The organism is Salipiger thiooxidans, from assembly GCF_900102075.1.
In the GTDB taxonomy this organism is placed as follows: domain Bacteria; phylum Pseudomonadota; class Alphaproteobacteria; order Rhodobacterales; family Rhodobacteraceae; genus Salipiger; species Salipiger thiooxidans.
Genome location: NZ_FNAV01000012.1, coordinates 134,902 through 159,048, shown reverse-complemented (window position 1 = coordinate 159,048; position 24,147 = coordinate 134,902). Strand labels below are relative to the sequence as shown.

Genomic DNA, 24,147 nt, shown 5'->3' with positions numbered 1-24,147 from the left:
CTGCCGGAGGAGCGGCGCGAGGTAAAGAACACATTGTGAACCGTGGCCTCGCGACAGGCCGCCCCGGCGCGGCGACGCCCCCGGCCAAAGGGGCCTTCAGGGAAATTCCGGCGGCGCGGTTGCCGCCCGCCCCCGCTGGGCCTAACACTTGGCCAAACGGCGCGGGTCCCGGGCCCGCGCAGCGAGAGGACGAGAGAGAGAGCATGAAAGACGCAAGCCCCCAGACCATCTATCTCAAGGATTACACCCCCTTCGGCTGGCAGGTGGCCGACGTGCACCTCACGGTGGCGCTGTCGCCCGACGCGACCCGCGTCCGCTCGCGCATCCGCTTCGAGCCCAACCCGGACGCCCCCGCGCAGCGCTTCTTCCTGCATGGCGAGGACCTGCGGCTGATCCGGGCCAGCATCGACGGCACCGAGGTCACGCCGGTGCTGACCGCCGAGGGGCTCGAATGCGACGTGCCCGAGGGCGGCTTCCTGTGGGAGAGCGAGGTCGAGATCGCCCCCGCCGCCAACACCGCGCTCGAGGGGCTCTACATGTCGAACGGCATGTACTGCACGCAATGCGAGGCCGAGGGCTTCCGCAAGATCACCTACTACCCCGACCGCCCCGACGTGATGTCGGTCTTCACCGTGCGCATCGAGGGCGACGAGCCCGTCAAGCTGTCGAACGGCAACCCGGTGGCGCAGGGCGAGGGCTGGGCCGAGTGGCACGATCCGTGGCCCAAGCCCGCCTATCTCTTCGCGCTGGTGGCGGGCGAGCTGCTGAACCACCCGGGCAGCTTCACCACCATGTCCGGCCGCGAGGTCGAGCTGAACATCTACGTGCGCCCCGGCGACGAGGGCAAATGCGCCTTCGGCATGCAGGCGCTGAAGGATTCCATGCGCTGGGACGAAGAGGTCTACGGCCGGGAATACGATCTCGACATCTTCAATATCGTGGCCGTCGACGACTTCAACATGGGCGCGATGGAGAACAAGGGGCTCAACGTCTTCAACAGCTCCTGCGTTCTGGCGTCGCCCGAGACCTCGACCGACGCCAATTTCGAGCGCATCGAGGCGATCATCGCACACGAGTATTTCCACAACTGGACCGGCAACCGCATCACCTGCCGCGACTGGTTCCAGCTCTGCCTGAAGGAAGGGCTGACGGTGTTCCGCGACAGCCAGTTCACCTCGGACATGCGCTCGGCCGAGGTGAAGCGGATCTCGGACGTGATCGACCTGCGCGCCCGCCAGTTCCCCGAGGACCAGGGTCCGCTGTCGCACCCGGTGCGGCCCGAGAGCTTCCAGGAGATCAACAACTTCTACACCGCCACGGTCTACGAGAAGGGCGCCGAGGTGATCGGGATGCTGCGCCGTCTGGTCGGGGCCGAGGCCTATGGCAAGGCGCTCGACCTCTATTTCGAACGGCACGACGGTCAGGCCTGCACCATCGAGGACTGGCTGAAGGTCTTCGAGGATTCCACCGGCCGCGATCTCACCCAGTTCAAGCGCTGGTACTCGCAGTCGGGCACGCCGCATCTCAAGGTCAGCGACGACTACACCGATGGCACCTACACGCTGACCTTCACGCAGGAGACGCCCCCCACCCCCGGCCAGCCCGAGAAGGCGCCGCAGGTGCTGCCGATCGCCGTGGGCCTGCTGAACCCCAATGGCGACGAGGTGGTCCCGACAACCATGCTCGAGATGACCGAGGCCACCCAGAGCTTCACCTTCGAGGGGCTGAACGCGAAGCCCGTACCGTCGATCCTGCGCGGCTTCTCGGCGCCGGTGGTGCTGATGCGCGAAAGCACGGCCGAGGAAAAGAGCTTCCTGCTGGCCCATGACACCGACGCCTTCAACCGCTGGGAAGCGAGCCGCGATCTGGCCCGGGCCTGTCTCCTGGCGATGATCACCGAGGGCGCGGGGCCGGATCTGGCATGGATCGACGCGCTTGAGCAGGTGCTGCGCGACACGACGCTCGACCCGGCGTTCCGGGCGCTGATGCTGGCGCTGCCGACGCAGGCGGAGCTGGCGCAGATGCTGCACGCCCGTGGTGTGACCCCGGATCCCGACGCGATCTATGCCGCCACCGAGACCCTGCGCGACGCCATGGCGACGCGCTGGTCGGCGCTGCTGCCCGAGCTGATGGCCGAGGCGCAGGTCGATGCCCCCTACGCGCCCGACGCCGAACAGTCCGGCAAGCGCACGCTCGGCAACGCGGTGCTGTCGCTGCAGACCCGGCTCGATGGCGGCAAGGCGGCGCAGGCGCAGTACGACGCCGCCGACAACATGACCATGCAGCTGAGCGCGCTCTCCTGCCTGATCACCGCCGGGGCCGAGGATGCCGCCCTTGCCGCCTTCGAGGCGCAGTGGAAGGACGACCGGCTGGTGATGGACAAGTGGTTCGCGCTGCAGGTCGCCGCCACCGCACCGGAAAAGGCCGTCGCCCGTGCCGCCGCGCTCACCGAGCGGGCCGATTTCGACTGGAAGAACCCCAATCGCTTCCGCGCGGTGATGGGCTCTCTGGCGATGAACCACGCGGGTTTCCACGCCAGGGACGGCAGCGGCTACCGGTTCCTTGCCGACTGGCTCATCAAGCTCGACGAGAAGAACCCGCAGACCACCGCCCGCATGTGCTCGGTCTTCCAGACGTGGAAGCGCTACGACGCCGACCGGCAGGCGCTGATGAAGGCCGCGCTCGAGCGCATCGCCGCCCGGCCCGGCCTGTCGCGGGACGTGACCGAGATGGTCACCCGCCTGCTGGGCTGAACCCGGCACCAAAGAAAAACGCCGGGGGCTGGGCCCCCGGCGCTCCGTGAGTGGCGTCCGGTATCGTCTTGCAGACCGGGCCTGAGGGCGCCCGGCGGAACCTCAGCCCCGGCTCATTCGAACCGGCTGTAGGCCCCGGCGGGCGCACGGTGGTCGTGGCCCGAGGTGGCGATCACAGGCTCGGCCGAGTGGTCGACCGGGCGCAGGATGGTGCCGTTCTCGCTCAGCGCAATGACCATGTCCGACTGCGGCAGCTCGGCCGAGGCCATGACGGCGGGCGCGCCCCAGGCGTCGGGCCGGGCAACCGGCTTCAGCGAGCGCGGCAGGCCGGCGCAATAGGGCTGCGCGCGGGTCCATGCGATCATATCCTCGCGCTTGGTGCGGCTGTGGAACGGGCCCCAGTCGGCGGCCACGCCGCGCATGTTGCGGCTCACCACGCGGTCACGCGACACGGTCTTGGCCATGATGCGCAGCCCGCAGGCAAGGTTCAGGCGCGGATCCTTGAGCGCGTCGCCGCTGCCCGCCTGGCAGCCGTAGAGCCGCGCGGTCGAGGGCAGGATCTGCAGCAGCCCGTACCAGAGCCCGCCGCCGCCCACCGCGGTGGGGCGATAGGTGCTCTCGTGTTTGGCCAGCGCCGAGACCAGCCCAAGCCAGAACGCCTCGCGGTCCTCGCGGCCGGCGCTCGGGTAGGCCGGGCACCAGGTCGCGATGTCGTCGGGAACGATCTCGGGCAGCCGGCTCGCCGGCCCGCGCAGCGCCGAGAGCGCCGCGAGCGACCAGGTGTTGCGCCCGCCCTTGGTGCCCCAGCGGGCTTCGGGGATGGTCGTCCGGCGGGCGAGCGGGCGCACCGAGGAAGACACCGCGTGCACCGACTCGGTCGGGGGAAGCGGAAACGGAAGCGGGTCCGAATGTGCAGCGCTTGCGATCAGCAGCGCCGCCAGTATGGAAAACAGACGTGGCAGCATGGCTGAACCCATGCCATACGGGCGCTTTCCGGTAAAGTTTTCTGCGCCTGCGAAATCGGCCGACCCGGGAACCTCTCCGCAGGAACCTGCGTTAACCCATTGGGACTCAATAAGGCGAGCCCCCTGCGGCCATGGGCGGATTGCCGCCGCTTGTTCGCGAGCCCGCCCTCAAGGTGCCCGAATCCACGGTCAGTTTCGTGGCCATGATCAACTCCGACAAGCCCTCCACCGTACGTCCGTCCGTACTTCCATCGGTACTTCCGGCCGTCCGCGCGCTCTCTGCGCAGCTGGCCGGATGGCGTGCCCGCCCCCGCTCGGCCGCCCGTCCCCAGCCCCGCCCCGTCCCCGCCGACGAGGAGCTTCCCGAGGCCTGTCGCGATGGCCGTCACCCCCGGCAGATCGACATCCCCTTCCGCGACAGCCCGCCCGAGTCCGCCGAGCGCGGGAGGCTGCGCACGCAGGGCCGCTTCCTCGCCCGGCAGGACGACTGGGAGACGCTGGCCCGCGGCCTGCGCGAGGCCGACATCGATCGCGCCGCCACCTTGGGCGGCACCCCGGTGGCGCGGCTGCTGGCCGAGGGCGCGCATTCCGACGCGGTGGAAAGCGCGCTGGCCGCGGCCGGGCGCAACGATCCCACCGCCGCCCGCGCCAGCCTCTTCGCCCTGCGCGACGCCATCGACCACGTCGAGCGCGACCCGTGGCTGGCGCTGGTGCCGGCGCTGGCGCATCTCGCGGTGGCGCGCGGCTGGGCCGGACGCCCCGGCGCCCCCGTGCCCGGCGCCCTGCGCCGCGACGCCCGCGCCCAGCATCTCGAGGCGGCACAGCGGCTGGTGGCGCGCTTCGATCCGCTGGAATGCGACTCGCCCGCGCTTGCCGCCGTGCGCTGCGCCCTGCTCGAGCTCGAGCCCCGCCCCGAGGCGCGGGTGATCGACGATTACGAGGACCTCATCGACCTCGACCCGGCCTGCCCCGACCACATGCGCGCGCTGGGGCGCGACCTGCGGCCCTCGCGCTTCGGCAACTGGGACCGACTCGACCACGAGGCGCGCCGCACCGCCGGGCGCACCGCCGACCTCTGGGGCAGCGGCGCCTACGCCTGGGTCTGGTTCGACGCGCTGGCCAGCGGCGAGGCCGGCGCCTTCGCGGCGGTCGACGGCGAGCTTTTCGCCGAGGCGCTGCACGACATCCTCGCGCGCCGCCCCGACCAGCACATGGCCAACCAGCTCGCCGCCTTCTGCGGCCTCTCGCTTTCGGGCGCCGCGGCGCCGCGCTCGGCGCAGGCGCGCATCGCCGGCTGCTTCGGCTGGATCGTCCACAACCACCTGCGCGAGATCCACCCCGACCTCTGGGCCCGCGCCCGGCCCATCCCCGGCAGCGTTGACGCCGGCGAGCGCCTGCGCCGCGGCAAGTCGCGCGCGCTCTCGGCGCTGGCGGAGCATTTCGCCCATCAGTTGCGCCTTGGACGGCAGGTCCGCTTCTCCGAGGCGGGGATCGCCCTCACCCCCACGCCCTGTTCCTCCTGCACCCTTGCCCCCTGTTCCGCTCTGGCGTATCCCCGTCGCGATCAGCGAGACGAGGATACGCCATGCTTGACCTGAGCTACGAGGCCCCCAAACCCAAGGTCATTGCCGGGGCCAAACACGACTGGGAACTGGTGATCGGGATGGAGATCCATGCCCAGGTCTCGTCCCAGGCCAAGCTGTTTTCCGGCGCCTCGACCCGGTTCGGCGCCGAGCCGAACTCCAACGTGTCCTTCGTGGACGCGGCCATGCCCGGCATGCTGCCGGTCATCAACGAGTACTGCGTCGAGCAGGCGGTGCGCACCGGGCTGGGCCTGAAGGCGCAGATCAACCTGAAATCCGCATTCGACCGCAAGAACTACTTCTACCCGGACCTTCCACAGGGCTACCAGATCAGCCAGCTCTATCACCCGATCGTGGGCGAGGGCGAGGTGCTGGTGGACATGGAGCCAGGCATCGCGCGGCTGGTGCGCATCGAGCGCATCCACATCGAGCAGGACGCCGGCAAGTCGATCCACGACATGGATCCGAACATGTCCTTCGTCGATCTCAACCGCACCGGCGTGGCGCTGATGGAGATCGTCTCGCGCCCCGACATCCGCGGCCCCGAAGAGGCCGCCGCCTATGTCGGCAAGCTGCGCCAGATCCTGCGCTATCTCGGCACCTGCGACGGCAACATGCAGAACGGCAACCTGCGCGCCGACGTGAACGTCTCGGTCTGCCTGCCCGGCGCCTACGAGCGCTACCAGGAGACGCAGGACTTCGGCCATCTCGGCACCCGCTGCGAGATCAAGAACATGAACTCGATGCGCTTCATCCAGCAGGCCATCGACTACGAGGCGAAGCGCCAGATCGCCATCCTCGAGGCCGGCGGCTCCATCGACCAGGAAACCCGTCTCTACGATCCGGACAAGGGCGAGACGCGCTCGATGCGCTCCAAGGAAGAGGCGCACGACTACCGCTACTTCCCCGACCCCGACCTGCTGCCGCTCGAGATCGAGCAGGCTTGGGTGGACGACATCGCCGCCTCCCTGCCCGAGCTGCCCGACGCCAAGAAGGCGCGCTTCGTCACCGAGTTCGGCCTGTCGGAATACGACGCGGGCGTGCTGACCGCCGAAGTGGCGAACGCCGCCTATTTCGAGCAGGTCGCGGGCGATGCGGGCGACGGCAAGCTGGCCGCCAACTGGGTCATCAACGAGCTCTTCGGCCGCCTCAAGAAGGAAGACCACTCGATCGAGGACAGCCCGGTCACGCCGACGCAGCTCGCGGGCATCATCCGCCTGATCACCTCGGACGCCATCTCGGGCAAGATCGCCAAGGACCTGTTCGAGATCGTCTACACCGAGGGTGGCGACCCCGAGAAGATCGTCGAAGAGCGCGGCATGAAGCAGGTGACCGACACCGGCGCCATCGAGACCGCGGTGGACGAGATCATCGCCGCCAACCCGGCGCAGGTCGAGAAGGCCAAGCAGAACCCCAAGCTCGCGGGCTGGTTCGTGGGCCAGGTGATGAAGGCCACCGGCGGCAAGGCCAACCCCAAGGCCGTGAACGAGATCGTCGCCGCCCGCCTCGGCCTCTGAGCCTCCCGATCCATTATCCCAACAAAACACCGCCCGGGCCCCACAGCCCGGGCGTTTCCCATTCCAGCCCCGACCTCAAACCTCCCGCACCTCCCCACCCCAGGCACAGCCCCTCTCTTTCATCTTGGCCAGCAAACTCCGGGGGTGAGGCGCGCACGCACCGCGGGGGGCAGCGCCCCCGCCCAAACCGACCCGTCCGCGCGCCCCTCGCGATCCCCAACACCAGGGCAGCCCCTCCCCTTCATCTTGCCAGATAAACTCCGGGGGTGAGGCGCACCGCGCCGAGGGGGCAGCGCCCCCTGCTAACCTCCCAACACACACTCCCCCCGATCCACGCCCCGAAACCACACCACAAACCCCACCCTTCATCTTGCCAGACAAACTCCGGGGGAGTCCCGCAGGGACGGGGGCAGCGCCCCCTGCACCGCCCGCCACGGGCGCAACGTCAGGCGCTCAGCCCAGACGATACATGTAGGTGGTGGCGTCCCGCCGGTCGCTGCCCTCGGGGGCGAGGGCGAAGCCGGGGATCTCGCCCGCCACCTCGAAGCCGAGGCTGGCATAGAGGAGCTGCGCCGCGTCGCCGCTGCGGGTGTCGAGGGTGACGAGGCTGCGCCCTTCCACGGTAGCGCGGGCGAGGAGTGCGGACATCAGGGCCCGCGCGTGGCCGCGGCGGCGGTGGGCGGGGGCGACGAGCATCTTCGAGACCTCGGCGCGGTGAACCTGGTTCGGCATCATCTCGAGCGCCAGCTGCACGGTGCCCACCAGCACCCCGCCCTCGAAGGCAGCCCAGAGCACCCGGCCCCCCCGGCGCAGCGAGGGAAACACGCTCGCGGTCCAGAACGCCTCGGCCTCGGCCTGGGTGAAGGGCATCACGAAGCCCACGCTGGCGCCGTCTTCGACACAGTTGCGCAAGAGCGCGCCCAGCTCGGCGGCAAGCGCCTCGGCCTCGTCCGGGCCCAGCTCGCGGATCACGAGGCTCATGGCGTCACCAGCACGAGCATGTAGCGTGCGCCCTCGTCCGGCGGGGTCTCGAAGCAGGAGCCGCCGCTCAGCCGGTAGCGCAGCGCGTCGCCGGGCCTCAGATCGTGCAGCTGCCCCTCCAGCGTGACCTGAAGCCGCCCCGAGAGCAGCACCAGGTGATGCTCGAGCCCCGGCACCGGCGCGGCGTCGTAGGCGATGCGGGTGGCGGGGTCGAGCCGGCACTCCAGCACCTCCGCCGCGAGTGCCGCGCTGCCGGGCGAGACCACCCGGCGGGTGAAGCCCGCGTCCTGCCAGACCGCCTGCGCGTCCCGGGGTACCAGCGGCGTGACGCTTTCCTCGACCATCGCCAGCAGCCGCGACATGGTGAGCCCGTAGGCGGTACAGAGCTTGCCCAGCACCTCGGCGGTGGGGCTGACCTCGGCCTTTTCCAGCCGCGACAGCGCCGCGCGGCTGACGCCGCTGGCCGACGCGAGCTGGTCGAGGGTCAGGCCTCGCTCGGCGCGCAACTGCGCAAGACGGCGCGACAGGCGGGAGGTGAGGGTGTCGGACATGGGGCCTCAACGCATATCGGGAATTATTCCCGGATTCGAGATATGCGCCTTGAACGCCCACCATGCAAGGGTTTTCGCCCCTCCCCGGCCGGGGGCCCGGCAAACGCGCGGCGACGCCGCGTGCGATTTTTCCCGCCGAGGTGGTCCGAGCCCTTTGACACCCGCGCCCGCTCTAGTTAGGCTGCCGGAAAGTTTAACACTAAACTAGTTGGGGAGGAATCGCATGGCCGCCCGAAAAGCCGCTGCCAAGCCGAACGTCTCGCCCGAGGAGCTCAAGCAATACTACCGTGATATGCTGCTCATCCGCCGCTTCGAAGAGAAGGCGGGTCAGCTCTACGGTATGGGGCTCATCGGAGGCTTTTGTCACCTTTACATCGGCCAGGAGGCCGTCGTCGTCGGGCTCGAAGCCGCGGCGGAAGAGGGCGACAAGCGCATCACCTCTTATCGCGACCACGGCCACATGCTGGCCTGCGGCATGGACCCCAACGGCGTCATGGCCGAGCTCACGGGCCGCGAAGGCGGTTACTCGAAGGGCAAGGGCGGCTCGATGCACATGTTCAGCCGCGAGAAGCACTTCTACGGCGGTCACGGCATCGTCGGCGCGCAGGTGCCGCTGGGCGCGGGTCTCGCCTTCGCCGACAACTACCTCGAGAACAAGCGCGTGACCTTCACGTATTTCGGGGACGGCGCCGCCAACCAGGGCCAGGTCTACGAGACCTTCAACATGGCCGCCCTCTGGAAGCTGCCGGTGGTGTTCGTGATCGAGAACAACCAGTACGCCATGGGCACCTCGCAGAAGCGCTCGACCTCGACCGACGACATCCACACCCGCGGCGCGCCCTTCGGCATCCAGGGCGAGATCGTCGACGGCATGGACGTGCTGGCGGTGAAGGAAGCGGGCGATAAGGCCGTCGCGCACTGCCGCGCGGGCAAGGGCCCCTACATCCTCGAGATCAAGACCTACCGCTACCGCGGTCACTCCATGTCGGACCCGGCCAAGTACCGGACCCGCGAGGAGGTGCAGAAGATGCGCGAAGAGCGCGACTGCATCCAGAACGTCCGTGACCTGCTGCTTCAGGGCAAGCACGCCACCGAGGACGACCTCAAGGCGATCGACAAGGAAATCAAGGACATCGTGAACGCCTCGGCCGAGTTCGCCAAGGAGAGCCCGGAACCTGCGCTCGACGAGCTCTGGACCGACATCTACTCCGACGACGTGCCCCAGGGCGACGCGATCGAGGCCTGAGGCAGGAGAGACGAAGCAATGGCAACGCAAATTCTGATGCCCGCCCTGTCCCCCACCATGGAAGAGGGCACACTGGCGAAATGGCTGGTGAAAGAGGGCGACACCGTGTCCTCGGGTGACATCCTGGCCGAGATCGAAACCGACAAGGCGACGATGGAATTCGAAGCCGTCGACGAGGGCATCGTCGGCAAGATCCTCGTGGCCGAAGGCTCCGAGGGCGTGAAGGTCAACACGCCCATCGCGGTGATGGTCGAGGAAGGCGAAAGCGTCGACGACGCCGAGTCCCCTGCCCCGTCCGGCGACAGCGCCCCGGCGCAAGAAACCCCGGCTGCTCCGGTCGAGGCGGCCCCCGCCTCGGCTCCGGCCACCCCCAAGGCCAAGGCGGTCGAGCCCGACTGGCCCGAGGGCACCGAGATGAAGACCCAGACCGTGCGCGAGGCGCTGCGGGATGCCATGGCCGAGGAGATGCGCTCGGACGCCAACGTCTTCGTCATGGGCGAGGAAGTGGCCGAGTACCAGGGCGCCTACAAGGTGACCCAGGGCCTGCTGGACGAGTTCGGCTCGAAGCGCGTCATCGACACGCCGATCACCGAACACGGCTTCGCCGGCATCGGCGTGGGCGCGGCCTTCGGCGGCCTGAAGCCGATCGTCGAGTTCATGACCTTCAACTTCGCCATGCAGGCGATCGACCAGATCATCAACTCGGCGGCCAAGACGCTCTACATGTCCGGCGGCCAGATGGGTTGCCCGATGGTGTTCCGCGGCCCCAACGGCGCCGCCGCCCGCGTGGGTGCGCAGCACAGTCAGGATTACGCGGCATGGTACGCGATGATCCCGGGCCTCAAGGTGGCGATGCCCTACTCGGCAGCGGACGCCAAGGGCCTGCTCAAGTCGGCGATCCGTGATCCGAACCCGGTGATCTTCCTCGAGAACGAAATCCTCTACGGCCGCTCCTTCGAGGTGCCGGCGCTGGACGACTTCACCGTGCCCTTCGGCAAGGCCAAGATCTGGCGCGAGGGCAAGGACGTCACCATCGTCAGCTTCGGCATCGGCATGCAGTACGCGCTGGAAGCCGCCGAGAAGCTGGCCGACGAGGGCATCGACGCCGAGGTCATCGACCTGCGCACCCTGCGCCCGCTCGATTACGGCACCGTCATCGAGTCGGTGAAGAAGACCAACCGCTGCGTGACCGTGGAAGAGGGTTTCCCGGTGGGGGCCATCGGCAACCACCTCTCGGCCTACATCATGCAGAACGCCTTCGATTACCTCGATGCCCCGGTGATCAACTGCACCGGCAAGGACGTTCCGATGCCCTATGCCGCGAACCTCGAGAAGCACGCGCTGGTGACCACCGCCGAGGTGATCGAGGCAGTCAAGCAAGTCACCTATCGGTAAGGGAGCGAGACCAATGCCCACCGAAATCCTGATGCCCGCCCTGTCTCCGACCATGGAAGAGGGCACGCTGGCCAAGTGGCTGGTGAAAGAGGGTGACACCGTGTCCTCGGGCGACATCCTCGCCGAGATCGAGACCGACAAGGCCACGATGGAGTTCGAGGCCGTCGACGAGGGCACCATCGGCAAGATCCTCATCTCCGAGGGCTCAGAGGGGGTGAAGGTCAACACCCCCATCGCGGTGCTCCTCGAAGAGGGCGAGTCGGCCTCCGACATCTCTGACACCTCCTCGTCCGCACCGGAGGCGCCGAAGGCGTCCGAGCCGGCCGCCGAGGCGGCCCCCGAAGGGGGCTCCGAGAAGGCCGCCCCCGCCGCGGCGCCCGCCGCACCGCAGGGCGCCGATGGCAAGCGCATCTTCGCCACCCCGCTGGCGCGCCGCATCGCCGCCGACAAGGGGCTGGACCTCGCGGCGATCAAGGGCTCGGGCCCGCATGGCCGCATCGTCAAGGCAGACGTCGAAGGGGCTTCCGCGGCCCCTGCGGCGAAACCCGCGGCAGCCGCCGCCGAGGCCCCCGCGGCCAAGCCCGCCGCCGCCGCGATGCCCGCGGGCCCCGGCGCCGAGCAGGTCATGAAGATGTACGAGGGGCGCGACTACGAAGAGGTCAAGCTCGACGGCATGCGCAAGACCGTGGCTGCCCGCCTCACCGAGGCCAAGCAGACCATCCCGCATTTCTACCTGCGCCGCGACATCAAGCTCGACGCGCTGCTCAAGTTCCGCTCGCAGCTGAACAAGCAGCTCGAGGGCCGCGGCGTGAAGCTCTCGGTCAACGACTTCATCATCAAGGCCTGCGCGCTGGCGCTGCAGTCGGTGCCGGACGCGAACGCGGTCTGGGCCGGCGACCGGATGCTCAAGCTCAAGCCCTCGGACGTGGCGGTCGCCGTGGCGGTGGACGGCGGGCTCTTCACCCCGGTGCTCAAGGACGCCGAGATGAAGTCGCTCTCCGCCCTCTCGGCAGAGATGAAGGACCTCGCGGGCCGGGCCCGGAACCGCAAGCTCGCGCCGCATGAATACGTCGGCGGCAGCTTCGCGATCTCCAACCTCGGCATGTTCGGCATCGACAACTTCGACGCGGTGATCAACCCGCCGCACGGCGCCATCCTCGCCGTGGGTGCGGGCGTCAAGAAGCCAGTCGTCGGTGCCGATGGCGAGCTGACCGTGGCCACGGTGATGTCGGTGACGCTCTCGGTCGACCACCGGGTCATCGACGGCGCGCTCGGGGCCGAGCTGCTGCAGGCCATCGTCGAGAACCTCGAGAACCCCATGGTGATGCTCGCCTGACCCTGTCTGTCAGGACCGCATCGTCTGAGACGCCCGCCGCCCACCGGCGGGCGTTTCCTTTATCCGCCACTCATGTTTTCGCGGAATGGCACCCTTGCAAAGAGCATGGCTTGTGCCGCGCCCTCCCTCTCCGTTAGCGTAGGACATGCTGCAACGCGGCAGGATTTCCCACGTCTGCCGCGTTCCGAGTCCCCTGCAATTCCGGAGCTGATCCATGGTCTACACCGACCGCCAGGCCCGCCTGACGATCCTGTCCCTCGCGCTTGGCGCCTTCGCCATCGGGGTGACGGAGTTTGCCGCCATGGGCCTGCTGCCCTACTACGCGGCCGATCTCGGCGTGGGCGAACCCACCGCCAGCCACGCGGTGAGCGCCTATGCCATCGGCGTGGTGGTGGGTGCCCCGGTGCTCGCGGTGCTGGGCAGCTTCCTGCCGCGCAAGCTCCTGCTGGTGCTGCTGATGACCTTCTTCATGCTCGCCAACCTGCTGAGCTCCATGGCCACCTCGATCGAGACACTGGTGATCTCGCGCGTGCTCTCGGGGCTGCCGCACGGGGCCTTCCTCGGCATCGGCATGCTCTTCGCCGCCGAGATGATGCCCGCGGGCCGCAAGGCCGCGGGGGTCGCGCAGGTGCTGATGGGGCTGACCGTCGCCAACATCATCGGCGTGCCGGCAGCGGGCGCGATCGGGCAGGCCTTCGGCTGGCGCTGGTGCTTCGTACTGGTGGCGGTGATCGCGGCCGGCTCGGCGCTGATGATCGCCCGCGTTGCGCCGCAGCCACAGGACGGCCCCGCGCCGAACCCGCTGGGCGAGCTCTCGGCGCTGGCCAACCGCGCGGTCTGGCTGACCCTGCTGGTGGGCGCGATCGGCTTCGGCGGCGTCTTCGCGGTCTACTCGTTTTTCTCCGCCGCCCTGATCAACGCGGCGGGCGCCCCGGAATGGGTGATCCCCTTCGCGCTCTCGGGCTTCGGCATCGGCGCCACGCTCGGCAACTACTGGGCCGGACGCCTTGCCAACTGGTCGCATTTCGGCGGCACGCTTGTGCTGCTCGTTGGCATGGTCGCGGTGACGCTGGTCTACGCGCTGGTGATGGGCGACTGGATCGCCATGAGCCTCACGGTGATGGCGCTCGGGCTGACCGCGGGCCTCGTGATCCCGCTGCAGATGCGCCTGATGGATGTGGCCGGCGACGGCCAGACCCTTGCCGCCGCGCTGAACCACGCCGCCTTCAACGCCGCCAACGCCCTGGGGCCATGGCTGGCGGGGATGGCGCTTGCGGCAGGCTACGGCTGGAGCGCCACCGGCTACGTCGGTGCGGCGCTGTCGGCGGCCGGCATCGTGGCGCTGGCGCTGGCATGGCTCGACGGCCGCCCGCGCCGCACCCTGCGGCCCGCGCAGGCCTGAGCTTCCGCGGCCCGCACGCCCCGGACCCCGAAACGAAAAAACGCCGGGCGCGTCTCGCGCCCGGCGTTTTCATGTCCGGTCTCCGGTGCGCCCGTCAGGACGAGCAGTTACAACCGGTGAGCTTCTGATCCATGCTGCGCGAGGGCTGGTCGCAGCCCGCATCGCCGACGATCTTGGCGGGCACGCCCGCGACGGTCTTGCAGGGCGGCACCTCTTCCAGCACCACCGAGCCCGCCGCGATCCGCGAGCCGTTGCCGATGCGGATATTGCCGAGCACCTTGGCCCCGGCCCCGATCAGCACGCCGTCGCCGATCTTGGGGTGACGGTCCTCGTCCTCCTTGCCGGTGCCGCCGAGCGTAACCGAGTGCAGGATCGACACGTCGTTGCCGACCACCGCGGTCTCGCCGATCACGATGGAGTGGGCGTGGTCGATCATGATCCCCTGCCCGATCTTCGCGGCCGGGTGGATGTCGACGCCGAAAAGCTCGGAGGCCCGCATCTGGAAGAAGAACGCGAGATCCTTGCGCCCCTGCCCCCAGAGCCAATGCGCCACGCGCTGGCTCTGCACCGCCTGGAAGCCCTTGAAGTAGAGCAGCGGCTGCAGGAAGCGGTGGCAGGCCGGATCGCGCTCGAACGTCGCGCGGATGTCGGCGCGCGCGGCGCGGGCCAGCGATGGGTCCGAGGAATAGGCCTCGTCGCAGATCTCGCGCAGGATCTGCTCGGACATCTCGCCGTTGGAGAGCTTCATCGAGATCCGGAAGGCCAGGGCCCCCTCGATCGTGGCGTGGTGCAGCACCGATACGTGCACCATGCCGCCCAGCAGAGGCTCGGCGGCGACGGCATCTTCAGCCTCGCGGGTGATACGATCCCATACGGGGTCAAACTCTGCGATCCGGGCGCGGGTTTCGGGCATTGGTTCCCTCCGTTCGATCCGCTTCTTATAGCAGATAGGCCGTGGGGCTTGAAACGCAAAACCGTGATGCGGTGAATGACGGAACCGAGGGGATCCGCGCCACTGCAGGCGGCGGCCGGGATCGTGGCCGGGGCCGCCGCTTGTCGTTAGCGGCGTCAGGCCGGGCGGCTTTCGCCCGCCGCATCCCCGCCCGGCATCATCTCGGGCGCCGAGAACCGCAGCGGGCCGAGCCGCCCCTCGCGGCGGAGCCGTTTGCGCAGGCGCCAGATCCGCAGCGCCTCGAGCACGAGGATCAGCGCCTCGGCATAGTCCGGATCGTCGGGGCGCCGCTCGGGCGCCACGCCGCGCGCCAGCGCCGCCGCCATGAGCGTGCCGTTGCCCCAGTCCGCGTGCGCCTTGCCGGTGCGCTGGCGGTAGCGGTCGGCGGCGTCCGCCTGCATTACCAGATCCCGCGCGGCGCGCCAGCGCTGGCCCCGCGGCACCGTCAGCAGCGCGCTGGCGGCGGTGATCAGGTCGGTGTGCAGCACCGGCCTCATGCGACCAGTTCCAGCCGGGCAAAGGGCCCTGGTCCGTAACGCGCCGAGATCTGCGCGACCTCGATGGCAAAGACGCCGCTCAGCCCGTCCTGTGCCGGGGTGTAGTTCCACGACGGCTGCGAGACCTGCGCCTCGCGCAGCACGCTGCCATCCTGCACCACGCGCACCGCATAGCTTTCGAGCTCCTCGCCCAGCGGCACCTCCGCCAGGTCCCAGTCGTCGCCGTCGATGCGGGTGCGCCGCACCCAGCTGACTGCGAGCCCCGATCCCAGCGGCGCGGCGCGCAGATGCGCCGGGCGGTAGGGCCGCAACCCGTTGCCGTCGAAGGCGTGAACCTCGTGCACGTAGCTCGGGTCGTCGTAGCCGCGCCGGGCCGGGCCGATGCGGTAGTGCCGCTGCTGGCGCCGCAGCGCCGCTGCCAGCGCGATCTGCTGCGGAGTGCCGTCGAGCGCCACCAGCCACGAGCCGGGCGGCCAGACCGTGGGCATCAGCCCGTCGCTGCCGAACTGACCGCGCAGCCGGTGACCGAGCAGCCACGTGCGGTCGCTCAGCATCTGAGCGTCGCGGAACTGCAGGATCTCCCAGTTGCCGGGGCTGCCGTCACCGATGGCCACGAGGTTGCCGCCCGAGAGCAGCGTCGCATCGTCGATCGACTGCAGCGCCCCCGAGAGCATCCGCACCTGAAGCGCGGCCCCCTGATCCACGAGCCCCGCCGGGGCGGCGTAAAGCGCCGTCTCGGTGACCCCGATGGCGGCCCGCGCGGCGATGATCTCGTTGAGCACGTAGCCCTCGTCCGAGCCCGCGTCGTAGACCGCCACCGTGCCCGGCCAGGGATCGGCGGTCAGCGCCAGATGTGGCGCGTGCTCGGTCTCATCGCCGGTCATCAGCGGCAGGTCGAGGAACAGCGGCAGCACCTCGACCGCGGGCACGAAGCCGCGCAGGGTCGGGCTGTCGTCGGGGAAGTCCGAGGGCAGGTAGATGTCGGGCTCGATGCGCACCGCGTCGACGATCTGCTGCGTGCCGATCTCGACGCTGTCGATGCGCGCCAGCACCCGCCCGGCCTTCGAGGGCAGCGACACCACGTCGCCCGCGGCGATGTCCATGCGCGAGGGCGGCAGGGCAAAGCGCAGCGACTCGCGCGCGACCCGCCCCTCGGCCAGCCAGCGCTCGACCGTGAGCCGCCCCTCGCGCCGGGTCAGCGACATCAGAAGCTCGGTCTCGGCAACCGCATGGGTGCTCTCATCGGGAAGCACGGTCTCTTCGGCGGCGATGCCGTGGTCGCCATCGGCCTCGACGAAGCGCAACCGCACCCGACCCGCCATCTCGGCTTCGCTGGCGCGGATGCGCACGAGATCGCCGTCCAGCTCGTCGGACACGGCAAGCCGCTCGGGGTCGATCTCGACCGCCCCGCGCCCGACCCGTGGCAGGAACACCAGCCGCCCGTCGCGCTCGATGGCGTCGAAACCATGGGCGAGCATCAAGGGCTGCAGCGCCCGGCGCGCATCGCCGGTCTGGTCGACCACGTAGCCCCGCACCCAGCCGTGCAGTGCACTGACGTCGTGATGGCGCAGCCCGGCCTTCCGGCAGATCTCGTCCACCACCGAGGCGAGCGTGCGCGACGACACCCGCCCGTTGAGCCAGTGCCCGCGCCGGTAGTTGTCGCCGTCCGCCCAGAGCTCGGTCAGCCCCGGGAACCATGGGTACGGCCGAGCGTCCCACGCCCAGACATAGGCGTGGTCCATGTCGAGCATCGGGGCGCCGTATTCCTCGGACACCGGGTTGTTGGCCGGGTCGCGCCAGAAGCTGTGCATCACCCGCAGGTACTGGCGCTGGATGACCTCGTCGCGCAGCCCGTTCGAATAGCGCGGCAACCGGCTTTCCGAGCTCTTGGGGTCGAGGAACTTGTTCGGTTGGTTGGTGCCCTTGTCGAGCGCCGCGCAGCCCAGCTCGGTGAAGCGGATCGGTTTCGAGGCGGGCTGCCAGGCGGTGGGGATCTCCGAGCGCACGCCGCCCACCCGCTCGTGGTGGGCGTTCTGCCACCAGTTGCGGATGTCCTTGTAGCGCCAGACCCATGGCTCGCCGTGGACGCCGTCGGTGATCGGCTCGCGGCGTTGCGCGGCGCGGGATTCCGGCGTCGGGTAGTACCAGTCGTAGCCCTCGCCCCCGGCGACGTTCGAGGCGAGGTACTCGGGGTTGTAGATTGTCCCCCAGCCCGCATCCGCGTGGTCTTCGCCATCGCGCCAGTCCGAGAGCGGCATGTAGTTGTCGATGCCGATAAAGTCGATCTCGGGGTCGGCCCAGAGCGGGTCGAGGTGGAAATACAGGTCGCCCGAACCGTCCTGCGGGTGGTAGCCGAAATACTCCGACCAGTCGGCGGCGTAGCTGAGCTTCACGTCCGGCCCGAGCAGCGCGCGGCACTCCGCCGCCAGCGCCCGCAGCGCGTCCACCGCCGGGAAGCCCGCGTCCGAGCGGATCTGCGTCAGCGCCCGCATCTCGGAGCCGATGCAGAAGGCCTCGACCCCGCCCGCCGCCGCACAGAGCGCCGCCTGGTGAAGGATGAAGCGGCGATAGGACCACTCGTCGGGGCCGGAATAGGAGACGGTGCCGTCGCCCACGGTGAAATCCGCCGCCGAGGCGGTGCCGATGAAGGCTGCGACCTCGGCCGCCGCCGCCGCACTGCCATCGCTCGAGCCGTCGCGCCCCGGCGCCACGTCAAGCGTGATCCGGCCGCGCCACGGCAGCGCCGGCTGATCCGCCTCGCCGGTCCAGGGGTTGGGCCTGCCGTTGCCCGCCATCTGGTCCATCAGGATGAACGGGTAGTAGAGCACCTCCATCCCCTGCTCGGCCATGCGCCGGATCGCCATCACCACCGAGGCATCCGAGGGCGTGCCGCCGTAGACCGGGCGGTTGTCCTGCCGGGGCACCAGCAGAGCCTCGTCTCGCGTCAGGTCCGAGACCCGCCACGCCATGCCGTTCTTCGCCTCGAACTCGTTCTGCTCGATCTTGGGGCGGATGGTGCAGGACCCGCAGCGCAGATCGTCACCGAACCAGCTCACCACCAGCGACACCGCGCGGCAGCCCGGCATCTCGTCGGTGAGCTGCTTGAGCGAGGTGTTGAAATCCGGCTGCTCCGAGGGCGTGTTGACGTTGACCACCCCCGAGGACCCCTGCCCGTACTTCAGGTACACCGGTTCGGTCGCCAGCGAGTATTCCCCGGTGCCCGGGATCATCGCGACGCCGCTGATGGCGTGGGGCACGTCCTCGGGGTCTTCCTGCACCGGCCGGGTGACCTCGAAGCTGAACTGCGGCACGCGGTTGCCGAAAGGTTCGAGCGCGAGATCCTCGAACACCACGTAGGCGGTGCCGCGATAGGCGGGCACCATGCCCACGCCCTCGATCGCCTCCATCTGCGGGTCGGGCAGCTGGTCCATGGAGCCGGTATAGACGCGCATGTTCAGATCGCTGACCGGCACCTCGGCGCCATCCGCCCAGACCCGGTTCACGCCGCTGATCTCGCCCTCGCAAAGCGCCACCGCAAGGCTCAGAGAATAGCTGTAGCTCTTCACAGTGGGCCCCGAGGGCGTGCCCTTGCCGCCGCCACCCGCCTTCTTTGTACGCACCCGCTCGGTGAACTCGGTCGACCAGATCACGTGCCCGCCGATGCGCATCCGCCCGTAGACCTGCGCAATCGCCGCCCCCTCGCCCGAGGCGCTGAGCCGGAACCGTTCGACCTTGCCGGTCTCGATGGTTTCCGAGCCCTGCCCCATCAGCCGCTGGTCGAGCGCGCGCCCGAAGCTGGCACCGATGAAGCGGCCCACAGCGGTCATCGACAGGCCAAGGATCGAGCCGCCGAAAGCGCTGCCGACCGCAGCCCCCACGGCCGAGAAAAGGATCGTCGCCATCAGGTCTTCTCCGTTGGAATGGCAAAGCGCGCCGCGATGCGGCGGCGCCATGGCAGGCTGAGCGGGCTCTCGATCACGCCGTGTCCGGTGTAGGCGTGGATGAAGCTCGCCGCGGCCCCGGTGCGGGCCTGCAGCCCGAGATGCTTGGCGACGGCGCCCTCGCGCATGCGGAAGAGCAGAACGTCGCCAGGGGCCTCGTCGCCCGGGGGCTTGCGGTGCAGGTGGCGCAGCCCCACCCGCAGCAGGGCCTCGTCGCCCTGCGGCTCGGACCAGTCCATGGTGTAGGGCGGCACCACCTCGGGCTCGGGGCCGATGAGTTCGCGCCAGACCCCGCGCAAGAGGCCGAGGCAATCGCAGCCCGCGCCCCGCACCGAGGCCTGGTGCACGTAGGGTGTGCCGATCCAGCCCCGCGCTGCCGTCACCACCTCGGGCCTAGCCATTGCGGCGGCTCCCGCCACTGGTCTTCTTGGCGGCAGTGGGATGCACGATCATCCAGTCCTCCTCGGGGATGTCCGGAAAGCCCTGGAAATTCAGCGCGTTGTTGAACTTGAGCCGGCAGGTCTCGAAGCGCTTGTCGCAACCGGCCTGGATCCGCAGCACGTCGCCCGGCACCACCGCGGCGCCCAGCGGCTCCCACAGCTCGATGAGCCGCTCGCCGTTCCAGAGCCGGTCGCGCTTGATGTGGCCCGTGAGACCCGCGGCCGCGCCGCTCACCACCACCAGCCGACCGCGCTGGAACCAGCCCTCCTCGAACCCCACCAGCGGGCCGAAGCCGAACGAGCGGTTTTCGCTGGCGCTCAGCACCGCGCCCTCGTGGAAATAGCCCGGCTCGGTGAGGTCGGCGCGGCACATGGCATCGCCCAGCACCGCCGAGCAGGGCCGCTGGTAGGCGCGCCCGATGGGCCGGTTGAGCATCTCGGTGAGCCCGCGCAGCTCGGCGTGAAAGGCGCCACCCGCCCGCCGGATCTGGCCGATGGTGCCGCGGAACAGCATCTTGCGCTGCGACACCTCCTGCCAGTTGACCAGCCACGACACCACCTCTGCGCCGTCAAAGCGCCCGGCCTCGATATCCGCGTCCGAGAGCGCGTCGTCGCGCAGCGCGCCCATGGCCTCGGTGTTGTCGACCGCGAGCCCGGTCGCCTGCTGCAACGCCTTGGCGCTGAGCCCGGTGTCTGCGCGGAACACCAGCCCGTCGAAAGACAGGTCCCGGTCATGGTCGGTGAAGCCCAGCCGCAGCCCGTCGGTCCGGGTCACCCCCCAGCAGCGCGACACCGTGGTGAGCCCGGTCGCGAGGTGGTCGTGAAGCTCCGCGATGCCCATCAGACCCGCACCTCCACCACCGGCACGTCGGGCGCCTGCCCCGCCTGGAAGCTCGCGACGCTGACGTTGATGCCCGGCGTGTCGAAACGCACCGGCACGTCGAACTCGTAGCCCGCCGAGATCTCGACCCCGGTCATCGGCGCGTCGGCGAAGGTGATGATCCCGGTGGTCAGGTCGAGCTCGAAATGCACGCCCTCGCGCATCTCGACGTCCTGCACCGCGGCCACCACCGTGCCCGCCACCGGCTTCGAAATCGGCCGCGCGTAGGAGGCCGTGCCGGAGCGGTAGACCTTGACCAGCTGGAAGGCCCGCGTGGCACCGTCGCCCCGCGCGATCACCTGGTCGGTGGGCAAGATCGTCCCGCTCGGCTTGCATGAACGGTAGTCGGCCCAGTCCTTCCAGCGGAAGCCGTAGAGCTGACCGCGGCGGGCTTCGTAGAATGCCAGCAGCTTCTCGATGTCATCGAGGCTGCGCAGCCCCAGCCCCGCGTCGTAGCGCCGGCGCGAATGGGCCCAGGGGCTGTTGCGCTCCTCGTAGCCGCTGGTCAGCTCCACCACGTCGGTGCGACGCTCGGGACCGCCGAGCGCGCCGAAGCTGAGGTCCGCCGGAAATCTCACCTCGTGAAAGCTCATCTGTCATACCTCACCTGTTGCGCGCACTCTGCCCCAGCGCCCGGCTCATCTTGGCCGCGATCTGGGACTGGCTGCGCTGGAAGCCCTGCACGTCGGGCGTGCTGATGTTCATGACGACCTGCACCGGCTGGCCGCTGCCCTGCGCCCGCACCCCGAGCCTGCCGTCGGCCCCACGCGTGAGAGGCATGATCGCCTCGGGGCCCGCCTCGCCCATCAGGCCGGTGCCGCCGCGCATCGGAAAGCTCACCGGCCCCGACACCACGCCGCCGTTGGCGAAGGGCATCACCTTGCCCTGCGTGAACGCGCCGCCCCTGGCGAAGAGCGACAGCCCCCCGAACATGCCCGCAAGCGAGCCTGCCAGCATACCGCCCACGTGCTGCGTCACCGGCTGCACCGCCGCCTTGTAGGCCGCGTCGATCATCGAGCGCGCCACCACGTCCAGCGCCTCGGACAGCTTCATGCCGTCCAGCACGACCCCGTCTATGGCCCGGCCCAGCCCCTTGCTCAGCGAGCTTTCCAGCCGCGTCACGTTGCGCCCGGTGGCCGAGAAGGTCTGGTGGATGCGCTTCATCTCGGCGTCGAACTGCGCCGCCATGCCCGCCGCCGAGCCAAGGCTTGTCTCCAGCGCCGCGATCTCCGTATCGAGATCGTCGAGCCTCTCGAATTCGCTCATTAAACCTCTCCTTTCACCTCATCCGGGAAGGCCGCGATCAGCTCCTCGAGCCGGGACCGTCCCATCGGCACCTCGCCGCTGTCCTCGCCCAGCATCAGCCGCAGCTCGGCGGGCGTGAGCGCCCAGAATTCGTCCGGCCGGAGCCCCAACCCGCGGAGCCCCGCGCGCAGCAGCTTCGGCCAGTCGAAGCCCTGCATCAGCTCTCCTCCGGCAGCATGAAGGCGCGCGCCAGAAGCTCGGCCGCCGCCCGCGCCGCCGCCATCGGGCCGCCGGCGATCTCGGCCGAGAGCAGGTCCTTCGCGGTGCCGCGCCAGCCACCGCCGCGCAGCCCCGCCACGATCAGCGCCAGCACATCGCGGGTGCTGCAACGGCCCTCCTCGAAGCGGCGGACCAGTTCGACCAGCGAGCCCTCCTCGAGCCCCGCCTCGAGCTCGGCCAGCGCCCCCAGCGTCAGCCGCATCAGGTGGCGCTCGCCGTCGATCTGCAGCGCCACCTCTCCCCGCCACGGATTGGCCATCAGGTCACCGGAACCGGCACGAACTGCAGCGCCCCGGCCGAGGCCAAGGACACCTCGTAGGTGGCCTCGCCGTCGTGCGACCCCGCGTACTCGATCGAGGTCACCTGGAACGGTCCCGCGACGGTGCCGAAATCGGGGATGATGACCTGGAAATCGGGGGTTTCGCCGTCGAAGAAGATCTGCCGGGCACGCTCGTCCGTCCCCGCATCCTTGAACACCCCCGAGCCGCTTATGCTGGCCGACTTGACGCCCGCACCGGCCAGCAGCTCGCGCCACCCGCCCTGGCTCTCAAGCGTCGTCACGTCGACGCTCTCGGCATTGAAGCTCACCCGCGTGGCGCGCAGCCCCGCCATGGTCTCGAACTGACCGTCGCCGGTCAGGTCCACCTTGATCAGAAGATCCTTGCCGTTCTGGGCACCCATCTCGTTCTCTCCTTGAATGAAGGGATCAGTCGTCTTCGACGCGGGCGCGGAAGGTCATGTCGATCCGCCGCAGCCCGCCGCTCTCGCGCTTCGCCCGCGCCTTGAGGAAGCGCAGGCTCACCAGCCGCCCGCGCTGCAGCGCCAGCGGCGCGTCGTTCAGCGCGTCGCAGGCTGCGGCGGCGACGGTCTTGGCGCTCTGGAACCCCGCCGCATCGCTCACCACGGCAACCGTCAGGTCGTGCCAGGCGCCGGCTCCGCTGACGTCCGAAGCGTCGCGCGCGGTCTCGGCACCCAGCGTGATGTAGAGCCCCGGCAGCGCGCCGGGCGGCAGCGCATCGTAGATGTCGCTGCCCACAAGCGCAGCCACGCCGCCATCGCCCGAGAGCTGCTGGAACACCGCGGCCTGAAGCGCCGCCGACATCGCGTAGCTCATGCCGCCACCTCCTCGCGGGTCTCGCAGGTCAGATACATGCCACCCGGCTCGCGCTCGGTCACCGCGAGAACGCGGAAGATGCGGGCGCCATGGCGCAGCCGCTGGCCGGGCACAGGCCGCTCGGGCGCGCCCTGCGGCGCCCCCCGCAGCGTGATGCGGAACATGCCGACCGCAACCGGCCCGGCCTCGCCCAGCGCCTCGCGCCCGCTGCGTGGCCGGATCTCGCCCCAGAGCGTGCCGAGCAGCGTCCAGGTCTCGGCCAGCCCTCCCGCACCGTCGGACACCGTCTGCGGCGCCTCCAGCAGCAGGCGGCGGTTCAGGACCGGCGCGCTCATGCGCCGAAGCCCACGCGCAGCGGGCGGTAGCGCGCGATAAGCGCGGTCACGCCGAACGGCATGCAGCCCTGTCCGAGCGAGGTCTCGTCGCGGTATTCGTAGTAATGTGCCGCCAGCAACAGCACCGCCTGCGCAAGATCGGCGGGTACCTCGTCGAAGCTCTCGGCGAAGCCCGCAGTGAAGCGGATCTCGACCTTGCCGCCATCCCGGATCTGCGGCAGCGCCGCGCTCATCGGGCGCAACACCGGCGCATGGGCATCGGCCTCGAGCCGGTAGCGCGAGGCCTCGAGCTCCTCGGCGATCCCGTTGCGGTCGGACAGGAAGATCTGCGCCACATCGGTGACCGGCGCCAGCGGAAACAACGCGCCGTCCGGGTCGCGCCAGCGGTGCAGCGTCCAGATGAAATTGCGCCGGATCAGCGCCTTGCCGGTGCGTCCCTCGATCGCCGCCAGCGCCGCCCGCAGGAAGGATGACAGCACCTCGTCCTGCACGTCTCCTTCGGCAAACCCGCTGCCGAGCCGAAGATGGCGACGCAGCGCGGCAACCGGAAGCGCCGCTTCGGGCACCTGATTTTCTTCCATCAACATCATGATCTCTCTCCGCAATCCTCTGCCGGTCGGATCGGCCTGGGGCCAGGGCGGGCGCGCGCCGCACACGTTGCTCGGACGGAGGGGAGCAGCTGGACAACGCAATCAGTTCCGGCACGCGCCCCACGAGGGCGGATCATCTCCGCCC

Annotated in this window: 23 protein-coding genes; 7 read left to right on the top strand and 16 right to left on the bottom strand. The window is 69.6% G+C overall.

All coding sequences use genetic code 11. The features are described from left to right. The first annotated feature begins 203 nt into the window (after positions 1-203). Positions 204-2,753, top strand: coding sequence for an aminopeptidase N (gene pepN / locus BLQ77_RS18600; protein ID WP_089961924.1), 2,550 nt, complete (start codon positions 204-206; stop codon positions 2,751-2,753). A 113-nt stretch (positions 2,754-2,866) separates the two neighbouring features. On the opposite strand, the gene BLQ77_RS18595 is transcribed toward pepN, so the two are convergent. Further along, positions 2,867-3,718: a transglycosylase SLT domain-containing protein gene (locus BLQ77_RS18595; RefSeq protein WP_089961921.1), complete on the bottom strand. Its 852-nt coding sequence runs from the start codon at positions 3,716-3,718 to the stop codon at positions 2,867-2,869. Between the two features lie 131 nt (positions 3,719-3,849). On the opposite strand from BLQ77_RS18595, the gene BLQ77_RS18590 reads away from it, so the two are divergent. Both BLQ77_RS18590 and gatB read left to right on the top strand, forming a co-directional pair. Next, the gene (locus BLQ77_RS18590) at positions 3,850-5,316 is read left to right on the top strand and encodes a hypothetical protein (protein WP_089961918.1); all 1,467 of its coding nucleotides are present in this window, start codon (positions 3,850-3,852) and stop codon (positions 5,314-5,316) included. Continuing rightward, positions 5,304-6,818: an Asp-tRNA(Asn)/Glu-tRNA(Gln) amidotransferase subunit GatB gene (gene gatB / locus BLQ77_RS18585; protein ID WP_089961915.1), complete on the top strand. Its 1,515-nt coding sequence runs from the start codon at positions 5,304-5,306 to the stop codon at positions 6,816-6,818. The genes BLQ77_RS18590 and gatB overlap by 13 nt, the downstream gene beginning before the upstream one ends. Before the next feature lie 453 nt (positions 6,819-7,271). Here gatB and BLQ77_RS18580 read toward each other — a convergent pair whose 3' ends face one another. Together BLQ77_RS18580 and BLQ77_RS18575 are read right to left on the bottom strand one after the other, a co-directional pair. Next, complete coding sequence (locus BLQ77_RS18580; protein WP_089961913.1) at positions 7,272-7,799, bottom strand: GNAT family N-acetyltransferase; 528 nt, start codon at positions 7,797-7,799, stop codon at positions 7,272-7,274. Continuing rightward, positions 7,796-8,350 carry a helix-turn-helix domain-containing protein gene (locus BLQ77_RS18575; RefSeq protein ID WP_089961910.1) on the bottom strand — a complete coding sequence of 185 codons (555 nt, stop codon included), beginning with the start codon at positions 8,348-8,350 and terminating at the stop codon, positions 7,796-7,798. Before BLQ77_RS18575 ends, BLQ77_RS18580 begins: the two co-directional genes overlap by 4 nt. 223 nt (positions 8,351-8,573) lie before the next feature. On the opposite strand from BLQ77_RS18575, the gene pdhA reads away from it, so the two are divergent. From pdhA to BLQ77_RS18555, 4 genes are all read left to right on the top strand, one after another. Further along, the gene (gene pdhA, locus BLQ77_RS18570) at positions 8,574-9,596 is read left to right on the top strand and encodes a pyruvate dehydrogenase (acetyl-transferring) E1 component subunit alpha (RefSeq protein ID WP_089961907.1); all 1,023 of its coding nucleotides are present in this window, start codon (positions 8,574-8,576) and stop codon (positions 9,594-9,596) included. 18 nt (positions 9,597-9,614) lie between these two features. Beyond that, positions 9,615-10,991, top strand: coding sequence for a pyruvate dehydrogenase complex E1 component subunit beta (locus tag BLQ77_RS18565; RefSeq protein ID WP_089961905.1), 1,377 nt, complete (start codon positions 9,615-9,617; stop codon positions 10,989-10,991). Between the two features lie 13 nt (positions 10,992-11,004). Next, on the top strand, positions 11,005-12,327 hold the full coding sequence (locus tag BLQ77_RS18560) for a pyruvate dehydrogenase complex dihydrolipoamide acetyltransferase (RefSeq protein ID WP_089961902.1): 1,323 nt from the start codon (positions 11,005-11,007) through the stop codon (positions 12,325-12,327). 214 nt (positions 12,328-12,541) lie between these two features. Further along, complete coding sequence (locus tag BLQ77_RS18555; protein WP_089961899.1) at positions 12,542-13,729, top strand: MFS transporter; 1,188 nt, start codon at positions 12,542-12,544, stop codon at positions 13,727-13,729. 94 nt (positions 13,730-13,823) lie between these two features. Here BLQ77_RS18555 and cysE read toward each other — a convergent pair whose 3' ends face one another. The 13 genes from cysE to BLQ77_RS18490 form a co-directional block, all read right to left on the bottom strand. After that, complete coding sequence (cysE, locus tag BLQ77_RS18550) at positions 13,824-14,642, bottom strand: serine O-acetyltransferase (protein ID WP_008883738.1); 819 nt, start codon at positions 14,640-14,642, stop codon at positions 13,824-13,826. A 155-nt stretch (positions 14,643-14,797) separates the two neighbouring features. After that, positions 14,798-15,178, bottom strand: a complete 381-nt coding sequence (locus tag BLQ77_RS18545; RefSeq protein WP_089961898.1) for a DUF7742 family protein — start codon at positions 15,176-15,178, stop codon at positions 14,798-14,800. Then, positions 15,175-19,080: a baseplate multidomain protein megatron gene (locus BLQ77_RS18540; protein ID WP_089961895.1), complete on the bottom strand. Its 3,906-nt coding sequence runs from the start codon at positions 19,078-19,080 to the stop codon at positions 15,175-15,177. Before BLQ77_RS18540 ends, BLQ77_RS18545 begins: the two co-directional genes overlap by 4 nt. Then, on the bottom strand, positions 19,080-19,520 hold the full coding sequence (locus BLQ77_RS18535) for a C40 family peptidase (RefSeq protein WP_089961893.1): 441 nt from the start codon (positions 19,518-19,520) through the stop codon (positions 19,080-19,082). The genes BLQ77_RS18540 and BLQ77_RS18535 overlap by 1 nt, the downstream gene beginning before the upstream one ends. Then, positions 19,513-20,400 carry a phage/gene transfer agent baseplate hub protein gene (locus BLQ77_RS18530; protein ID WP_207545858.1) on the bottom strand — a complete coding sequence of 296 codons (888 nt, stop codon included), beginning with the start codon at positions 20,398-20,400 and terminating at the stop codon, positions 19,513-19,515. The genes BLQ77_RS18535 and BLQ77_RS18530 overlap by 8 nt, the downstream gene beginning before the upstream one ends. Beyond that, the gene (locus tag BLQ77_RS18525; RefSeq protein ID WP_089961891.1) at positions 20,400-21,032 is read right to left on the bottom strand and encodes a DUF2460 domain-containing protein; all 633 of its coding nucleotides are present in this window, start codon (positions 21,030-21,032) and stop codon (positions 20,400-20,402) included. The genes BLQ77_RS18530 and BLQ77_RS18525 overlap by 1 nt, the downstream gene beginning before the upstream one ends. A gap of 10 nt (positions 21,033-21,042) precedes the next feature. After that, on the bottom strand, positions 21,043-21,705 hold the full coding sequence (locus BLQ77_RS18520; RefSeq protein ID WP_089961889.1) for an RcGTA-type gene transfer agent tail tape measure protein: 663 nt from the start codon (positions 21,703-21,705) through the stop codon (positions 21,043-21,045). Continuing rightward, complete coding sequence (locus tag BLQ77_RS18515) at positions 21,705-21,902, bottom strand: rcc01693 family protein (protein WP_089961887.1); 198 nt, start codon at positions 21,900-21,902, stop codon at positions 21,705-21,707. The genes BLQ77_RS18520 and BLQ77_RS18515 overlap by 1 nt, the downstream gene beginning before the upstream one ends. Then, positions 21,902-22,222: a gene transfer agent family protein gene (locus tag BLQ77_RS18510; RefSeq protein WP_089961884.1), complete on the bottom strand. Its 321-nt coding sequence runs from the start codon at positions 22,220-22,222 to the stop codon at positions 21,902-21,904. Before BLQ77_RS18510 ends, BLQ77_RS18515 begins: the two co-directional genes overlap by 1 nt. Continuing rightward, positions 22,222-22,644: a phage major tail protein, TP901-1 family gene (locus BLQ77_RS18505; protein ID WP_089961880.1), complete on the bottom strand. Its 423-nt coding sequence runs from the start codon at positions 22,642-22,644 to the stop codon at positions 22,222-22,224. The genes BLQ77_RS18510 and BLQ77_RS18505 overlap by 1 nt, the downstream gene beginning before the upstream one ends. 25 nt (positions 22,645-22,669) lie before the next feature. Further along, complete coding sequence (locus BLQ77_RS18500; protein WP_089961877.1) at positions 22,670-23,077, bottom strand: DUF3168 domain-containing protein; 408 nt, start codon at positions 23,075-23,077, stop codon at positions 22,670-22,672. Then, positions 23,074-23,412 carry a head-tail adaptor protein gene (locus tag BLQ77_RS18495; RefSeq protein WP_008885987.1) on the bottom strand — a complete coding sequence of 113 codons (339 nt, stop codon included), beginning with the start codon at positions 23,410-23,412 and terminating at the stop codon, positions 23,074-23,076. Before BLQ77_RS18495 ends, BLQ77_RS18500 begins: the two co-directional genes overlap by 4 nt. After that, the gene (locus BLQ77_RS18490; protein ID WP_008884144.1) at positions 23,409-24,002 is read right to left on the bottom strand and encodes a head-tail connector protein; all 594 of its coding nucleotides are present in this window, start codon (positions 24,000-24,002) and stop codon (positions 23,409-23,411) included. Before BLQ77_RS18490 ends, BLQ77_RS18495 begins: the two co-directional genes overlap by 4 nt. Positions 24,003-24,147 lie beyond the last annotated feature (145 nt).

Coding starts and splice junctions, on each gene's coding strand:
- pepN (WP_089961924.1), top strand. CDS start 204: ATGAAAGACGCAAGCCCCCAGACCATCTATCTCAAGGATTACACCCCC.
- BLQ77_RS18595 (WP_089961921.1), bottom strand. CDS start 3,718: ATGCTGCCACGTCTGTTTTCCATACTGGCGGCGCTGCTGATCGCAAGC.
- BLQ77_RS18590 (WP_089961918.1), top strand. CDS start 3,850: ATGGGCGGATTGCCGCCGCTTGTTCGCGAGCCCGCCCTCAAGGTGCCC.
- gatB (WP_089961915.1), top strand. CDS start 5,304: ATGCTTGACCTGAGCTACGAGGCCCCCAAACCCAAGGTCATTGCCGGG.
- BLQ77_RS18580 (WP_089961913.1), bottom strand. CDS start 7,799: ATGAGCCTCGTGATCCGCGAGCTGGGCCCGGACGAGGCCGAGGCGCTT.
- BLQ77_RS18575 (WP_089961910.1), bottom strand. CDS start 8,350: ATGTCCGACACCCTCACCTCCCGCCTGTCGCGCCGTCTTGCGCAGTTG.
- pdhA (WP_089961907.1), top strand. CDS start 8,574: ATGGCCGCCCGAAAAGCCGCTGCCAAGCCGAACGTCTCGCCCGAGGAG.
- BLQ77_RS18565 (WP_089961905.1), top strand. CDS start 9,615: ATGGCAACGCAAATTCTGATGCCCGCCCTGTCCCCCACCATGGAAGAG.
- BLQ77_RS18560 (WP_089961902.1), top strand. CDS start 11,005: ATGCCCACCGAAATCCTGATGCCCGCCCTGTCTCCGACCATGGAAGAG.
- BLQ77_RS18555 (WP_089961899.1), top strand. CDS start 12,542: ATGGTCTACACCGACCGCCAGGCCCGCCTGACGATCCTGTCCCTCGCG.
- cysE (WP_008883738.1), bottom strand. CDS start 14,642: ATGCCCGAAACCCGCGCCCGGATCGCAGAGTTTGACCCCGTATGGGAT.
- BLQ77_RS18545 (WP_089961898.1), bottom strand. CDS start 15,178: ATGAGGCCGGTGCTGCACACCGACCTGATCACCGCCGCCAGCGCGCTG.
- BLQ77_RS18540 (WP_089961895.1), bottom strand. CDS start 19,080: ATGGCGACGATCCTTTTCTCGGCCGTGGGGGCTGCGGTCGGCAGCGCT.
- BLQ77_RS18535 (WP_089961893.1), bottom strand. CDS start 19,520: ATGGCTAGGCCCGAGGTGGTGACGGCAGCGCGGGGCTGGATCGGCACA.
- BLQ77_RS18530 (WP_207545858.1), bottom strand. CDS start 20,400: ATGGGCATCGCGGAGCTTCACGACCACCTCGCGACCGGGCTCACCACG.
- BLQ77_RS18525 (WP_089961891.1), bottom strand. CDS start 21,032: ATGAGCTTTCACGAGGTGAGATTTCCGGCGGACCTCAGCTTCGGCGCG.
- BLQ77_RS18520 (WP_089961889.1), bottom strand. CDS start 21,705: ATGAGCGAATTCGAGAGGCTCGACGATCTCGATACGGAGATCGCGGCG.
- BLQ77_RS18515 (WP_089961887.1), bottom strand. CDS start 21,902: ATGCAGGGCTTCGACTGGCCGAAGCTGCTGCGCGCGGGGCTCCGCGGG.
- BLQ77_RS18510 (WP_089961884.1), bottom strand. CDS start 22,222: ATGGCCAATCCGTGGCGGGGAGAGGTGGCGCTGCAGATCGACGGCGAG.
- BLQ77_RS18505 (WP_089961880.1), bottom strand. CDS start 22,644: ATGGGTGCCCAGAACGGCAAGGATCTTCTGATCAAGGTGGACCTGACC.
- BLQ77_RS18500 (WP_089961877.1), bottom strand. CDS start 23,077: ATGAGCTACGCGATGTCGGCGGCGCTTCAGGCCGCGGTGTTCCAGCAG.
- BLQ77_RS18495 (WP_008885987.1), bottom strand. CDS start 23,412: ATGAGCGCGCCGGTCCTGAACCGCCGCCTGCTGCTGGAGGCGCCGCAG.
- BLQ77_RS18490 (WP_008884144.1), bottom strand. CDS start 24,002: ATGATGTTGATGGAAGAAAATCAGGTGCCCGAAGCGGCGCTTCCGGTT.